The sequence below is a fragment of the Pseudomonas sp. GW821-FHT09E04 genome, from assembly GCF_059416185.1.
This window is the reverse complement of sequence record NZ_JBWKOR010000001.1, coordinates 278,117-292,969: the sequence shown is the minus strand read 5'-3', so window position 1 is coordinate 292,969 and position 14,853 is coordinate 278,117. Positions and strand designations below refer to the sequence as shown.

Annotated in this window: 10 protein-coding genes; 9 read left to right on the top strand and 1 reads right to left on the bottom strand. The window is 62.0% G+C overall.

Going from position 1 to position 14,853, the window contains the following annotated elements:
* Positions 1–29: 29 nt before the first annotated feature.
* Positions 30–563, bottom strand: coding sequence for a hypothetical protein (locus AC07N4_RS01420; protein ID WP_096820282.1), 534 nt, complete (start codon positions 561–563; stop codon positions 30–32).
* Between the two features lie 381 nt (positions 564–944).
* Between AC07N4_RS01420 and AC07N4_RS01415 the strand changes: the two genes are divergently transcribed.
* From AC07N4_RS01415 to AC07N4_RS01375, 9 genes are all read left to right on the top strand, one after another.
* Complete coding sequence (locus AC07N4_RS01415) at positions 945–2,936, top strand: methyl-accepting chemotaxis protein (RefSeq protein ID WP_493064767.1); 1,992 nt, start codon at positions 945–947, stop codon at positions 2,934–2,936.
* A 155-nt stretch (positions 2,937–3,091) separates the two neighbouring features.
* A complete protein-coding gene (locus AC07N4_RS01410) occupies positions 3,092–3,538 on the top strand; it encodes a DUF411 domain-containing protein (RefSeq protein ID WP_096820280.1) in 447 nt (148 codons plus the stop codon).
* Positions 3,538–3,972, top strand: coding sequence for a YqaA family protein (locus AC07N4_RS01405; protein ID WP_493064766.1), 435 nt, complete (start codon positions 3,538–3,540; stop codon positions 3,970–3,972). Before AC07N4_RS01410 ends, AC07N4_RS01405 begins: the two co-directional genes overlap by 1 nt.
* 85 nt (positions 3,973–4,057) lie before the next feature.
* The gene (locus tag AC07N4_RS01400; protein ID WP_493064765.1) at positions 4,058–5,083 is read left to right on the top strand and encodes an alpha/beta fold hydrolase; all 1,026 of its coding nucleotides are present in this window, start codon (positions 4,058–4,060) and stop codon (positions 5,081–5,083) included.
* Positions 5,084–5,096: 13 nt separating this feature from the next.
* Positions 5,097–6,050, top strand: coding sequence for a D-2-hydroxyacid dehydrogenase family protein (locus tag AC07N4_RS01395; protein WP_493064764.1), 954 nt, complete (start codon positions 5,097–5,099; stop codon positions 6,048–6,050).
* Between the two features lie 528 nt (positions 6,051–6,578).
* Positions 6,579–8,165 (top strand): glycogen synthase GlgA, encoded by a 1,587-nt coding sequence (gene glgA, locus AC07N4_RS01390; RefSeq protein ID WP_096820276.1) that lies wholly within the window; start codon positions 6,579–6,581, stop codon positions 8,163–8,165.
* A gap of 18 nt (positions 8,166–8,183) precedes the next feature.
* Positions 8,184–9,986: a malto-oligosyltrehalose trehalohydrolase gene (gene treZ, locus AC07N4_RS01385; protein WP_493064763.1), complete on the top strand. Its 1,803-nt coding sequence runs from the start codon at positions 8,184–8,186 to the stop codon at positions 9,984–9,986.
* A complete protein-coding gene (gene malQ / locus AC07N4_RS01380) occupies positions 9,983–12,061 on the top strand; it encodes a 4-alpha-glucanotransferase (RefSeq protein WP_493064762.1) in 2,079 nt (692 codons plus the stop codon). Before treZ ends, malQ begins: the two co-directional genes overlap by 4 nt.
* On the top strand, positions 12,058–14,832 hold the full coding sequence (locus AC07N4_RS01375; protein WP_493064761.1) for a malto-oligosyltrehalose synthase: 2,775 nt from the start codon (positions 12,058–12,060) through the stop codon (positions 14,830–14,832). Before malQ ends, AC07N4_RS01375 begins: the two co-directional genes overlap by 4 nt.
* Positions 14,833–14,853: the final 21 nt, after the last annotated feature.

The window sequence follows — 14,853 nt, the reverse complement described above, 5'->3', positions numbered from 1 at the left end:
TGCGCATCGGAGGGCCTGGTTTTACGCGATCAAGCCTTGGCGCTGACGCCTTTGTCGGTCGGAGGCGGACGTTCACCGCCCTGTCCGTAGGTTTTCAGGCTCTGCAGCACGTAAATGGCTTTCTTGTACTCCGGGATCAACGTATTGGCGTACTTGTTGCCCTTGAGGCTGTTGTTGTTGATGGTGTCCAGTTGCGTGGCGAAATATTCCAGCGCATTGAACTTGGCATCCGGGTCTTTCTGAATGCCAAAGCGATCGAACTTGTCACCGGCATTGAGCAGCGTCATCGAGGTCACTTCGGAAATGAGGCCCCGGCTGCGCAGGAAGTCAGTCAGTTTGCCCAATTGCTTGGGAGTGACGTTTTCCGGATCGAACCCCTTGATGTTCTTGTGCAAACGCTGCTTGTCCATTTCCGCCGTGTTGAGAACGGTGGGGTCGTTGCCGACCAGGGCCAGCATCTGCTTGACCTTCACGCTTTGAGAAACCGGTTTGCCCGAGCTCCCTGCATCTCGAACCAGCAAACCTGCCTTGGGCTGCCACGCGCCGGTATAACCAACGGTCATGAGCGTGCTCCTTGCGAAAAGAACATGAAAATATCCTTGTGGAACGTCTTGAGTTGCCCGGAGTATCGGCCGGCAAACTGATGTCACCAATCTGTTTTTCACTTTTTTACAAATTTTGTACATTCTCGATACAAAGCACTGCAAGCCCCGCAGATATTGAGCCAGAGCCGCTTGGCCAGTCCGGCGAAAATCGGCTTTTTACTCTAACGAACGGGCTGGTTAGTTTGCATGTGTCGGATCTGTTACTTGTCGGTCAGCGTTTCAAAACTTTTTAGCACGTGAGTACCTAAAGCTTCCTCGCGCCGCGACGATACGTAAGGGATACCCCTACTGTTTTACTCCTCGCCCCTAATAAGAAACGCTGCTCAAGGACCGGTCTCCATGCCCGCATTCCGTACCATTCAGGCTCGCTACACGCTGTTTCTGGTTCTATTTATCCTGTTGCTGTCGGTCCTGACCGTGGTAGGCATCAGCCAGTTGGTCGCGCCGAAACTGCGTCATACCGAAGAACAGGTCGTGCTCAACCGCATTGCCGAGGTCGCCGAGCAGATCCAGGGCGAACTGAACAAGGTTCAATCGCAGCAACGCAGCATCACCCAGACCATCCCGCTGCTCGACAGTGCCGCCATCGATACGGTGCTGCCGGGGCTGGTGGACCAGTACGGTGAATTGAAAGTATTTGGCGGTGGTATCTGGCCACTGCCCGGTCAGCGTGAGGCGGGACGCAACAAGTTCAGCACCTTCTGGCATCGCGACAGCTCCGGCAAACTCGGCGTGAACACCTTCTGGAACAGCGACGCAGCGCCCAACTATTACGACCAGAGCTGGTACAAGGGCGGCCTGCAGACCCCGCGCGGCCAATGCGCCTGGGCCGCCGCCTATAAAGACGATGCCAGCGCCGAGCCACGCACCAACTGCGCCATGGCCATCCAGAAGAACGGCACGACCTGGGGTGTATCGACCATCGACGTGACGCTGGGCTTCTTCAACGACCTGGTGGCGCGCAAGGAAAAAGACCTCAGTGCCGAAATGCTGATCGTCGAGGCCGACGGCAAAATCATCAGCAACAGTTCGCGCATCAATGGCCCGATCGTGCTGAAAAACATCAGCGAGCTGGCTGGCAGTTCACCTTTCGCGAGTCAGGTAAAGGCTGGCTTGCAGCACCGTGATCAGGCCCAGCGCGTCGAGTTCGACAACAACGGTGAAGCCAGCACTTTCTTCATGCGCCCGATCGAAGGCACGCCTTGGTTCCTCGCCACCGCCCTGCCGACCAAGTTGATCACCGCCCAGCGCGATGACGTGCTCAGCACCCTGAGCCTGTTGCAGATCCCGCTGGTGATCCTGCTGGTGCTGTGGCAGGTCTATGCGATCCGCCAATTGATCCAGCGCATGAAGGCCCTGAAAGCCAACATCGATCTGCTGTCCAGCGGCGATGCCGACCTGACACGCCGCATCACCATCCGCGCCGAAGACGAACTCGGCGCGATCGGTCACTCGGTCAACACCTTCATTGCCTACCTGCAAAACATGATCGGCGAAGTCACCCAGGCTACCGGCGCCATGGCTTCGAGCCTCGACAACCTGCAACGTACGTCGGCGCACACCAGTCAGATTCTGCTGCGCCACGCCTCGGAAACCGACCAGACCGTCACCGCGATCAACGAGATGAGTTCGACCGCTGAAAGCGTCGCGCAGAATGCCGCCGAAACCGCCGCCTTCACCCAGCGCGCCAACGAAAACGCCGACCGTTCGCGGGTGGTGGTCGGCGAAGCGTCGAGCAGCGTGGTCGCGCTGATCGACGAAGTGGCCAGCGCCACGCACAAGGTCGAAAGCATGCAACAGGACGCGCAGCGCATCACCGAGATTCTCGGGGTGATTGGCGCCATTGCCGGCCAGACCAACCTGCTGGCGCTGAACGCCGCCATCGAAGCCGCCCGCGCCGGTGAGCAGGGACGCGGCTTCGCGGTGGTGGCCGACGAAGTGCGCGCCCTCGCCGCCCGCACCCAGGCCAGCACTTCGGAAATCAACGAAATGTTGACCCGCCTGACCCAGGGCGTGAGTTCGTCGGTCAGCGCCATGGAAAACACCCAGGCCAGTTGCCAGTCGGCCGCCGACGCCACGGCGCGAGTAAACAGCGGCCTCGACGAGATGGCCGGCTCGGTCAGCCACATCAACAGCCTCAGCACGCAGATTGCCACCGCCGCCGAACAGCAAAGCGCCGTCACCGAAGAGATCAACCGCAGCATGGTGCAGATCCGTCACATGGTCGATGAACTGGTGCAAAGTGGTCAGGCCAGCGAGCTCAACACCCGACAGTTGCTGGAAGCCAACAGCCGGGTCGGCGCGATCATGGGCCGGTTCAAGGTGCGCTGATCCTGACAGATCTGTCATCTCTCGCTCAGCGGGCTGTCAGCCTTGATCTACGATCATGCTGACAACCCGCCTTGTATTACTTGGAAACACTCCGTTGATGCCGGGCGGGAAATTCCGGTCAAAATGCGTTTTTTTACCCGAGCCGAGAGCCCTCCATGCGAAACCACCTGCGTCTGGCCGCCCTGAGCGCGCTATTCATCTCCTCCCTGGCGCAAGCCGCCGACCTCATCCCGATCGAAGTCCACCGCGACGCCAACTGCGGCTGCTGCAAAAAGTGGATCAGCCACCTGGAAGCCAACGGTTTCAAGGTCGAGGATCACGTTGAAGCCGACATGAGCAGCTTCAAGCAACAACACGGCGTACCACCTCGTCTGGCGTCCTGCCACACCGCAATCATCAACGGCAAATTCGTCGAAGGTCACGTCCCCGCCGAACAAGTGCTGGCGCTGAGCAAGCGTGACGATCTGCTTGGCGTGGCGGCACCGGGGATGCCGATGGGCTCGCCGGGCATGGAAATGGACGGTATGAGCGATGCCTATCAAGTCATCGGCCTGAAAAAGGATGGGGCTGATGTGGTGGTGGCGGATTACCCGGCCCATTGATGACGGCGGGTTACATCGGGCTGTTCTTCGCCGCGTTTGGCGCGGCCACACTGCTGCCGCTGCAATCGGAAGCGGTGCTGGTCGGGCTGCTGGTCAGCGATCGCTATTGGCTGTGGGGGCTGCTGGTGGTGGCGACGCTGGGCAATGTCCTCGGTTCGCTGGTCAACTGGTGGCTGGGGCGAGGACTGGAGCGGTTTCAGGGTCGGCGCTGGTTTCCGGTCAGCCCGAAGCACATGGACCGCGCCCGCGTTCACTATCAACGTTATGGGCACTGGTCACTGCTACTCAGCTGGTTGCCGGTCATCGGTGATCCCCTGACGCTGATCGCCGGGGTCATGCGTGAACCGCTCGGGCGATTCCTGTTGATCGTCACCCTGGCCAAAGGCGCCCGTTATGCGGTGCTGGCGATGCTCACGCTGGGTTGGCTCGGTTGAACGATCAGGCGCGGGCATTGCCTGTGTTTAACGTCGCCCTAATCCGGCCGTTCCAGCATCGGCCGATTTCCTGTGGAGTTGTCTCATGTCTGTGTCGCTGACCCGCTGGCTGCCCGGCCTGTTGCTGACCGCTGCCCTGCCCCTGTTTGCTCACGCCGAAGGCCCGCAATACGGCCCGGAACTGCAAGGTTTCGACTATCCCTACACCCTCAAGCATTTTGCCTTTCAGTCCCAGGGCAAATCATTGCAGATGGGTTACATGGACGTCGCCGCCCACGGCAAGGCCAACGGGCGCACCGTGGTGCTGATGCACGGCAAGAATTTTTGCGGCGCCACCTGGGACAGTTCGATCAAGGCCCTGAGCGAGGCCGGTTACCGGGTGGTTGCGCCAGATCAGATCGGCTTCTGCACCTCCAGCAAACCCGATCACTACCAGTACACCTTCCAGCAACTGGCGGCCAACACCCAGCAATTGCTCAAGGCGCTGGGCATTCAGAAAGCCACCCTGCTCGGCCACTCCACCGGCGGCATGCTGGCCACCCGCTACGCCCTGCAATACCCGGATCAGGTCGAGCAATTGGCGCTGGTCAACCCGATCGGTCTCGAAGACTGGAAAGCCCTTGGCGTACCGTATCGCAGCGTTGACCAGTGGTATCAGCGCGAACTGAAAGTCACCGCCCAAGGCATCCGCGACTACGAGCGCAGCACCTATTACGGCGGTCGCTGGAAACCCGAATTCGACCGCTGGGTCGACATGCTCGCTGGCCTGAGCAATGGCCCGGGCAAGACTCAGGTCGCATGGAACTCGGCGCTGATCTACGACATGATCTTCACCCAGCCGGTGTACTACGAGTTCAAGGACCTGAAGATGCCGACCCTGTTGCTGATCGGCACCTCCGACACCACAGCCATCGGCAAGGACATTGCGCCACCCGAGGTGAAAGCGAAAATCGGCCACTACGACGTGTTGGGCAAACAGGTCGCCAAGCTGATTCCGCAGTCCACATTGGTGGAATTCCCCGGCATGGGCCATGCCCCGCAGATGGAAGAACCGGCGCAGTTCCATCAGGCACTGCTCGGCTGGCTGAACAAAACCAATCCCGTTCGTTGAGGAGTCAAGGCTGATGGCGGTGCAGATTGCGGTGATCGATGACTGGCAGGACGTCGCGCGGGGTGTAGTCGACTGGTCGGTGCTCGACAGTCTCGGCGAAGTGACCTTCGTCCATGATTACCCGGCGGACAACGCCACGCTGGCCGAACGCCTCGGGCGGTTCCAGGTGATTTGCGTGATGCGCGAACGCACGCGCTTCGATGAAGACCTGCTCAAGCGTTTGCCGAACCTCAAGCTGCTGGTCACCGGCGGCATGCGCAATGCAGCGCTGGACATGCCGGCCGCAGCCCGGCTCGGGATCAAGGTCTGCGGCACCGACAGCTATAAGCATGCTGCGCCGGAACTGACCTGGGCGCTGATCATGGCCGCCACCCGCAACCTGGTGAACGAGGCCAACGCCCTGCGTGCCGGCCAGTGGCAACAGGGTCTGGGCGGCGATCTGCACGGCAAGACCCTGGGCATTCTCGGGCTCGGCAGTATCGGCCAACGGGTGGCGCAGTTCGGTCAGGTGTTCGGCATGCGGGTGATCGCCTGGAGCGAAAACCTGACCGCCGAGCGCGCCGAACAGGCCGGTGTCACCTATGTCAGCAAGCAGCAATTGTTCGAACAGGCCGACGTTTTGTCGGTGCACCTGGTGCTCAGCGACCGCAGTCGTGGTCTGGTCGATGCTCAGGCACTGGACTGGATGAAGCCAACCGCCCTGCTGGTCAACACGGCGCGCGGGCCGATTGTCGACGAAGCCGCGCTGATCAAGGCCTTGCAGAAACAGCGCATCGCTGGCGCAGCGCTGGATGTATTCGATGAAGAACCGTTGCCGGCGCTGCATCCGTTTCGCACGCTGGACAATGTGCTGGCCACGCCTCATGTCGGATACGTCAGCCGACAGAACTATCAGCAGTTCTTTTCGCAGATGATCGAGGACATTCAGGCCTGGTCAGCGGGAGAACCGATTCGTCTGCTGAACTGACCTTCCTCCGATTCGCGGGCAACCCCTGCCCGCGAATCAGCACCCACTGACCGCACGCCAACACAACTGTCCGCACCGCAACAGTGCACACGCACTTTCCTCGCGCCCAAAAACGTGACCGACTGGTCACCGTTTTGCACCGTCCACCCCTTCAAACATGCACTTCGTCGGTGCGATCCCCCGCTCAAAGCCACGGTTTCCGTGAGCCTGCAACAGATTGTCGAACAATTCGTCCGATTGCCCTGGCCCGCTCTAGGATCTGGCCTAGACTGGTTTTCGCGGGGCGAAACCGGTCGGTCACAATGTGGAAATTTTGTCGAAACTTTTGCTGATCGCGACGGGTCATCTGAAAGACAAGGCCAAGGCGACTGGTTCATTCCTTGCAATGGCCTCTTCACCCATTCTGCTTGCGCGTGTTGGGTAGCGTTTGCTCACCGATGCGTGGCGCGTTTGCGCCCGGCCACAGGATTTGGCCATGGACATCGCTTGTTCAAGACAAGAATCAGATCAACAAAACGGGAGATTCATATGATCAGTGCGGCATTGGATATTCAGGGAGAGCGTGCTCATCAGCCGGTCGGCGAATCGAGCACCGTGAGCGTTCCCGGCAGCCGGTCGATCAACGTCCCGGGCACCAAGACGCTGACACCGGTAGCCAGTCAGAATCCCAACAAGAAGAAAGTGTTGTTCGTGACCTCGGAAATCGCCGATCTGGTGAAGACCGGCGGTCTTGGTGACGTTTCTGCCGCCCTGCCCCGCGCGATGGCGCATCTGCATGATGTCCGGGTGCTGATCCCCGGTTACCCGCAAGTGATGAACAGTGAAAATCCGATCCACATCATCGGCGAACTGGGCGGCCACGCCGCGCTGCCACCGTGCAAGATCGGGCGCATGGACATGCCTGACGGCCTGGTCATTTATGTGTTGATCTGCCCTGAGCTCTACGCACGCGACGGCGGCCCTTATGGCGCCAACAACGGCCGTGACTGGCCGGACAACCACATCCGCTTCGCCCGTCTGGGCCTGGCCGCCGCCGATATCGCCGCCAACCTCGCACAAATCCACTGGTGCCCGGATCTGGTGCACGCCCATGACTGGCCGGCCGGTCTGGCGCCTGCCTACATGCACTGGCGCGGGCAACGCACGCCGACCCTGTTCACCATTCACAACCTCGCCTATCAAGGCGTGACCAGCCTCGGCTCGTGCCCGGAACTCGGGATTCCCGCCCATGCCCTGCAGCAGGAAGGCATGGAGTTCTACGGCAAGATGTCGTTCCTCAAGGCCGGCATGGCCTATTCGAGCCACATCACCACGGTCAGCGCCACTTACGCGCAGGAAATCACCACCCCTGATTTCGGCTGCGGCCTCGACGGCTTTCTCGCCGCCAAGACCCAGCAAGGTTTGCTCAGCGGCATCCCCAACGGTATCGACGAGAGCTGGGACGCCGCCACCGACCCGCACCTGTTCGCGCCGTTTGCCATCGGCGACTGGGAAGGAAAAGCCGTCAACGCCGCCCATGTACGCGAACTGTTCGGCCTGAAAGACTCGGAAGGCCCGCTGTTTGCCGTGGTGTCGCGGCTGGTTTATCAAAAAGGCCTCGACCTGACCGAAGCGGTGTCGGAGTACATCGTGCAGAACGGTGGCCAGATCGCCATCATCGGACGCGGCGAGCCGGAAGAGGAACAGGCCATGCGCGAACTGGCCCTGCGTTTTCCCGGCCAGATCGGCGTGCGCATCGGCTTCAATGAAACCGACGCCCGGCGGATGTTCGCCGGCAGCGATTTCCTGCTGATGCCGTCGCGTTACGAACCTTGCGGCTTGAGCCAGATGTACGCCCAGCGTTTCGGCTCGCTGCCGGTGGCGCGCAACACCGGCGGGCTGGCCGACACCATTGAAAACGGCGTCACCGGGTTCCTGTTCAACGAGTCCACGGCTGACAGCTACCGCGAAGCCCTGAGCCGCGCGTTCAAGGTGTTTGCCTTCCCGGATCTGCTGCACGCCATGCGCTGCCGGGCGATGGCTGCCCCGTTCAACTGGTGCAAGGCCGTCGAACCCTACGCCGAACTTTACGAACAACTGGTGGCCAAGGCCTTGGGTAAAACGCACCACAAATAACCAGGGAGGTTTTCAACGATGCCGTTACGGTCCCTTGAAACCTGGCCCCACGGCGCGATCATGCTGGATGCCGACCACACGCAATTCGCGTTGTGGGCGCCGGATGCGTTTTACGTCAGCGTCGAGCTGGGCAACGGTCGGTCTCTGCCCATGCTGCCGCAGGCTGACGGCTGGTTCGTGATCAAGAGCCGCTGCCCCGCCGGCAGTCGCTACCGCTACAACATTGACGGCGAACTGGAGGTGCCCGATCCGGCCTCCAGGGCGCAGGACGGCGACCTCGACCGCCAAAGCGTGGTCGTCGATCCGCACGCCTATGCCTGGCGGAATACAACGTGGCAGGGTCGGCCCTGGAACGAAGCAGTGATTTACGAGCTGCATGTCGGCGCCCTCGGCGGTTTTGCCGAAGTCGAGCAGCATCTGGCGCGCCTCGCCGGGTTGGGCATCACCGCCATCGAACTGATGCCGATCGCGCAGTTTCCCGGCGAGCGCAACTGGGGCTACGACGGCGTGCTGCACTACGCGCCGCAAGCTTCCTATGGCACGCCGGAACAACTCAAACACCTGATCGACAGCGCCCACGGTTATGGCCTGGCGGTGATTCTCGACGTGGTCTACAACCACTTCGGCCCCGACGGCAATTACCTGCATCGCTACGCCAAGGGTTTCTTTCGCGAAGACAAACACACCCCGTGGGGCGCGGCCATTGATTTCCGCCACCGCGAAGTACGGGACTTCTTCGTCGAAAACGCCTTGATGTGGCTGCTCGAATACCGTTTCGACGGACTGCGCCTGGATGCAGTGCATGCCATAGAAAGCCCCGACTTCCTGCCTGAACTGGCGCAGCGCATACGGCAGCAGATCGATCCGTCGCGGCATGTCTGGCTGACCGTGGAGAACGAGCACAATCAGGCCAGCCTGCTGGAAGACGCCTACGATGCCCAGTGGAACGACGACGGCCACAATGCCCTGCACGTGCTGCTGACCGGCGAAACCGATGCCTATTACGCCGACTACGCCGAACACCCCACTGAACAATTGGCCCGCTGCCTGAGCCAGGGTTTTGTATTTCAGGGTCATCTGACCCGCCACGGCACGCCCCGTGGCGAGCCGAGCGAACATCTGCCGTCCACCGCGTTCGTGCTGTTCTTGCAGAATCATGACCAGATCGGTAACCGCGCCTTCGGCGAGCGCCTGCATCAACTGGCCGATCCGCGCGCGCTCCAGGCCGCTACGGTGCTGTTGCTGCTGTCACCGATGATTCCGCTGATGTTCATGGGCGACGAATACGCTGCCGAGCAACCGTTCCTGTTCTTCACCAGCCACCACGGTGAGCTCGCGAAGCTTGTGCGCGAAGGCCGGCGTAACGAGTTCGCCGCGTTCAGCGCCTTCGCCGATCCGCAACGCCGCGAGCAGATTCCCGATCCCAACGCCGAGCAGACGTTCCACGCCTCGCAACCGAGGCTGATTGGCAGCGGCACGCCGAAACAGCAGACAACGCTTGCGCTGTATCGACACCTGTTACAGCTGCGCCACCAACACATCACCCCGCATTTACCCGGCACCCAGGCACTCGGCGCGCAGGTGCTGGGGTTTGGCGCCGTCAGTGCACGCTGGCGTCTGGGCGATGGCAGCGAGCTGCGAATCGACCTGAACCTCAGCAACACGCCAGTGGTCAACCCACCACAGGCCGACGCGGTGTGGCTCTTGCAGCAACCGCCCGCCGCCGACCTGCCGGACGCGGGCCGACTGCCCCCGCATTGCGCGCTCGTCAGCCTCACGGCCGCAACCCCTTTGCCACCCCTGGATGGAGAGCGCCTATGAGCGATGCGCAACTGGAAATTCTCGCCAGCCGAGCCGGCCTTGCGGTCGACTGGATCGATGCCAATGGCCGCCCGCAAAAAGTCGCGCCGGCCGTGCTGCGCAATGTCCTTACCGGGCTCGGTCACCCGGCCGGTTCAGCCCAGGAAATCGACGCCAGCCTGCTGGAACTGCAACAAGCGCAACAGAACCGCCAACTGCCGCCCTTGCTGACCGCCGATGTCGGCGCGGATCTGGATCTGGCGCGCTATTTCGAACCTGAAAGTCCCTGTGAGATTCATCTGGAGGACGGCACGCGGCTGTCGCTCAAGCTGGATGCCGATGCGGTGTTGCCTGGCGAGATCCCGGTCGGCTATCAGCAAGTTCACATCGCCGGTCAACAATTCACCCTGGCCGTGGCCCCCGAGCGCTGCTACAGCGTGGGCGATGCCGTGGACAGCCCGATCCCCCGCGCCTGGGGCCTGAGCGTTCAGCTTTACAGCCTGCGCCGCCCCGGCGACGGTGGCTTCGGCGACACCCAGGCGTTGGAAGAACTGGCCCGCAGCGCCGGCGAACGCGGTGCCGACGCTTTGGCGATCAGCCCGCTGCATGCGATGTTCAGCGCCGACACCGGGCGCTACAGCCCGTATTCGCCGTCCAGCCGCCTGTTTCTCAATTCGCTGTATGCCGCGCCGAGGACGATTCTCGGCGAGCGCGCCCTGCGTGATGCCATCGACACCGCCGGCGTGGCGGATCAATTCGAGCAACTGGAAAACCTGAAACTGATCGACTGGCCCAGCGCCGCCGACGCCAAGCAAAAGCTGTTGCAAGCGTTGTACGAAGGCTTCACCCGTGGCGAGCATCCGTTGCAGGCGGACTTCTCCAGTTACCGCGATGCGGGTGGCGAAGCGCTGGAAAACCACTGCCGCTTCGAAGCCATTCAGGAAATGCGCGCCGCCCGGGGCGAAAATCTCGACTGGCGTGAATGGCCGGAGCACTGGCACGACCCGCGAGGTGCCGCCCTCGGTGCGTTTGCCGAGGAATACGCCGAGCGCATCGGCTACTTCGCGTTTTGCCAATGGTTGATCCACCGCTGCCTGGAGCGTGCACAAAACGCCGCTCGCAGCGCCGGCATGGGCATCGGCCTGATCGCTGATCTGGCGGTGGGGGCCGACGGCGCCGGCAGTCAGGCCTGGAGTTTTCAGGACGAATTGCTGGCGTCGCTGACCGTCGGTGCGCCACCGGACATCCTCAATCGCTCCGGCCAGGGCTGGGGCATCTCTGCATTCTCCCCGGAAGGCCTGATACGCAATGGTTTTCGTGCCTTCATCGACATGCTGCGCGCCAATTTTGCCCACGCCGGTGGCCTGCGCATCGACCATGTGATGGGCCTGCAACGGCTGTGGGTGATCCCGAATGGCGCGGCACCGGCGGACGGTGCTTACCTGTATTACCCGGTGGACGACTTGCTGCGTCTGCTGACCCTCGAATCACACCGCCATCAAGCCATCGTGCTGGGCGAAGACCTCGGTACCGTGCCCGATGGCCTGCGGGAAAAACTGATCACCCGCGCCATGCTCGGCATGCGCGTGCTGTTGTTCGAGCAGGACAACACCCATTTCAAACCGATCCTCGACTGGCCGGACAACGCGCTGGCCACCACCAGCACCCACGACCTCCCGACGCTCAATGGCTGGTGGCATGGCCGGGACATCGACTGGAATGCGCGACTCGGGCTGATCGACGCCAACGGTGAAATCGACTGGCGCCGTTATCGCGAACGCGAGCGCGAAGGCCTCCGGGGTGCTTTGAGCCAGGATCCACAGAACTTTCGCGAGGAATCCCACGAGGCCGATCAAGTGGTCGACGCCAGTGTCCGTTTCCTCGGCCACACCCGCGCGCCGCTGGTGCTTCTACCGCTGGAAGACGCGTTGGGCCTGGACGAACAGGCCAATCTGCCCGGCACCATCGACACCCACCCCAACTGGTCACGGCGCCTGCCGGGCACCAGCGAAACGTTGCTCGATGGGGTCGATGCCGCGCGGCGTCTGGAACTGCTCGCCTGCGCCCGCCTTCAGGCGGCCGAGCGTGACCAATGAGTGCACCGCCAGGCCAGTCGTTGCGGGCCACGGTGCGCCTGCAATTCCATAAAGGTTTCACCCTCGATCAGGCAGTGCCGCTGGTGGCGTACTTTGCCCGGCTCGGCATCAGCCATGTTTACGCCTCGCCGCTGCTCGCCGCCCGCGCCGGTTCCATGCACGGTTACGATGTGGTCGACCCGACCCGGGTCAACCCTGAACTCGGCGGCGAACCAGCCTTGCGCCGGTTGGTCGCGGCCCTGCGTGAACACGGCATGGGGCTGATCCTCGACATCGTCTCCAACCACATGGCGGTCGGTGGCGGTGACAATCCGTGGTGGCTCGATTTACTGGAATGGGGCCGGCTCAGCCCCTATGGCGAGTTCTTCGATATCCAGTGGCACTCGCCCGATCCGTTGATGGAAGGCCAGTTGCTGCTGCCCTTTCTTGGCAGCGATTACGGCGTCGCGTTGCAGGACGGCACGCTGCCGCTGGTGTTCAACGCCGAGTCCGGCACTTTCCACGTCGAGCATTACGAGCATCACTTCCCGATCTGCCCCGGCGATTACGGCGAGCTGCTCAAACCCGACGAGCCGACAAACGAAGCACTCAAGTCGCTGGCCGATCGCTTCAGCACCCTCAGCTACCAGACCGACGCCCGCTCGCTGGCCATCCCGCTCAAGGAAGAACTCCAGCAACTGGCCAGCGACCCGCACATCCTGCAAACCCTTCAGCGCAACCTCACGCGCTACGACTCAAAGACCGACGACGGTTTCCAGCGGCTGCATCAATTGCTGGAGCGGCAAAGCTACCGCCTGGCCAGTTGGCGCACGGCGGCGGACGACATCAACTGGCGACGCTTCTTCGATATCAACGAACTCGGCGGTTTGCGCGTCGAACGGCCTGCCGTGTTCGAAGCTACCCACGGCAAGATCTTCCAGTTGATCGGAGAAGGCTTGATCGACGGTCTGCGCATCGACCACATCGACGGCCTCGCCGATCCTCGGGGTTATTGCCGCAAGCTACGTCGACGCCTCGACTTTCTGGCACCGGGGCGACACTTGCCGATCTACGTCGAGAAGATTCTCGGCGACGGTGAAACCCTTCGCGCCGACTGGGCGGTGGATGGCAGCACCGGTTACGAGTTCATGAATCAGCTGTCGCTGCTGCAACACGACCCGGCCGGTGAACACGTGCTCGGCGACTTGTGGCAACGCCGTACCGAGCGCCCCGCGGCGTTTATCGAAGAAGCACGGCTGGCGCGTCAGCAGATTCTCAACGGCTCGCTGGCCAGTGATTGCGAAAGCGTTGCCCAGGCGCTGTTGCAAGTGGCGCGGGACGACCTGATGACCCGCGACCTCACGCTCGGCTCGATCCGCCGGGTGTTGCAGGCGTTGATCGTGCATTTCCCGGTGTATCGCACCTACATCAGTGCGCTGGGCCGTTCGGCGCAGGACGAAGTGTTTTTCCAGCAGGCCATGGAAGGTGCGCGCCAGACATTAAGCGAAAGCGACTGGCCGGTGCTTGAGTCCGTGGCCGCTTGGCTCGGCGGCCAGCCGTGGCGACGCAAACCCCGCGGGCGGTCGCGCAAGATCCTGCGCCACGCCTGCGTACGCTTTCAGCAACTGACCTCGCCAGCCGCCGCCAAAGCCGTGGAAGACACCGCGCTGTACCGCTCGGCGGTGCTGCTTTCGCGCAATGACGTGGGCTACAACACCGAACAGTTCAGCGCCCCGGTCAGTGATTTTCACGCAACAAACCTGCAACGTCTGGCGACATTCCCCGACAACCTGCTGGCCACCGCCACCCACGACCACAAACGCGGCGAAGACACCCGCGCGCGCCTGGCTGTGCTCAGCGAGCGCAGCCACTGGTACGCCGAACAGGTCGAGTTGTGGCGCGCCCTCGCCCGGCCGCTGCGCAATGACGATCAGATGCCGTCGGCTGCTGACGAGTTGATCCTTTATCAGGCATTGCTCGGCAGTTGGCCGCTGGAGCTGCACAACGACGATCAAGGTGGTTTCACCGACTACGCCAAACGCATCCGGCAATGGCAGCAGAAAGCCCTGCGCGAAGCCAAGTTGCAAAGCAGCTGGAGTGCGCCGAACGAAGCCTACGAAAACGCCGCGCAATCCTTCACCGAGCAGCTGTTGCTGGCACCGGAAGGTGAACTGCTGCGCGGGGCATTGGCAAAATCCATCAACAGCATCGCCGCGGCCGGCGCCCTCAACAGTCTGGCGCAAACCTTGCTGCACATGACCGTACCGGGCGTACCGGATCTGTATCAGGGCAACGAGTGCTGGGATTTCAGCCTGGTGGATCCGGACAACCGCCGGCCGGTGGACTACAGCTTGCGTGAACAATCACTGAAACCTGTTCCCGTATCGGAACTGCTGTCGAACTGGCGCAACGGGCGCATCAAGCAAGCGCTGATCGCTCAGGTACTGAACCTGCGCACCGAACACACCGAGTTGTTTCGCCGCGGCTCGTATCAGGCCCTCGAGGTGCTGGGCAGCCAGGCGCACAACGTGCTCGCGTTTGCCCGCGAGCACGGGGGCCAACGGGCAATCGTCATCGTGCCGATCCGTTGCGCAACACTGCTGGAAAACGGTGCCGTCCCGCAGGTCGATGCGCTGCGCTGGGGCGATACGCGGGTCGAATTACCGTTCGCCACCTCCAACGAAAATCTGAAGGGACTTTTTTCGAGCACCGCAGTCACAAAAAACAGGGAGCTGGAGGTCAGCGCTGCGCTGGGGGATGTCCCGGTCAATCTGTTTATCCAACACTTCTAGAAGCATGAGTTCAGTTCAGGA

Bases quoted from the DNA above. Each gene is read 5' to 3' on its own strand.
- AC07N4_RS01420 (WP_096820282.1), bottom strand. From the start codon at position 563: ATGACCGTTGGTTATACCGGCGCGTGGCAGCCCAAGGCAGGTTTGCTG.
- AC07N4_RS01415 (WP_493064767.1), top strand. From the start codon at position 945: ATGCCCGCATTCCGTACCATTCAGGCTCGCTACACGCTGTTTCTGGTT.
- AC07N4_RS01410 (WP_096820280.1), top strand. From the start codon at position 3,092: ATGCGAAACCACCTGCGTCTGGCCGCCCTGAGCGCGCTATTCATCTCC.
- AC07N4_RS01405 (WP_493064766.1), top strand. From the start codon at position 3,538: ATGACGGCGGGTTACATCGGGCTGTTCTTCGCCGCGTTTGGCGCGGCC.
- AC07N4_RS01400 (WP_493064765.1), top strand. From the start codon at position 4,058: ATGTCTGTGTCGCTGACCCGCTGGCTGCCCGGCCTGTTGCTGACCGCT.
- AC07N4_RS01395 (WP_493064764.1), top strand. From the start codon at position 5,097: ATGGCGGTGCAGATTGCGGTGATCGATGACTGGCAGGACGTCGCGCGG.
- glgA (WP_096820276.1), top strand. From the start codon at position 6,579: ATGATCAGTGCGGCATTGGATATTCAGGGAGAGCGTGCTCATCAGCCG.
- treZ (WP_493064763.1), top strand. From the start codon at position 8,184: ATGCCGTTACGGTCCCTTGAAACCTGGCCCCACGGCGCGATCATGCTG.
- malQ (WP_493064762.1), top strand. From the start codon at position 9,983: ATGAGCGATGCGCAACTGGAAATTCTCGCCAGCCGAGCCGGCCTTGCG.
- AC07N4_RS01375 (WP_493064761.1), top strand. From the start codon at position 12,058: ATGAGTGCACCGCCAGGCCAGTCGTTGCGGGCCACGGTGCGCCTGCAA.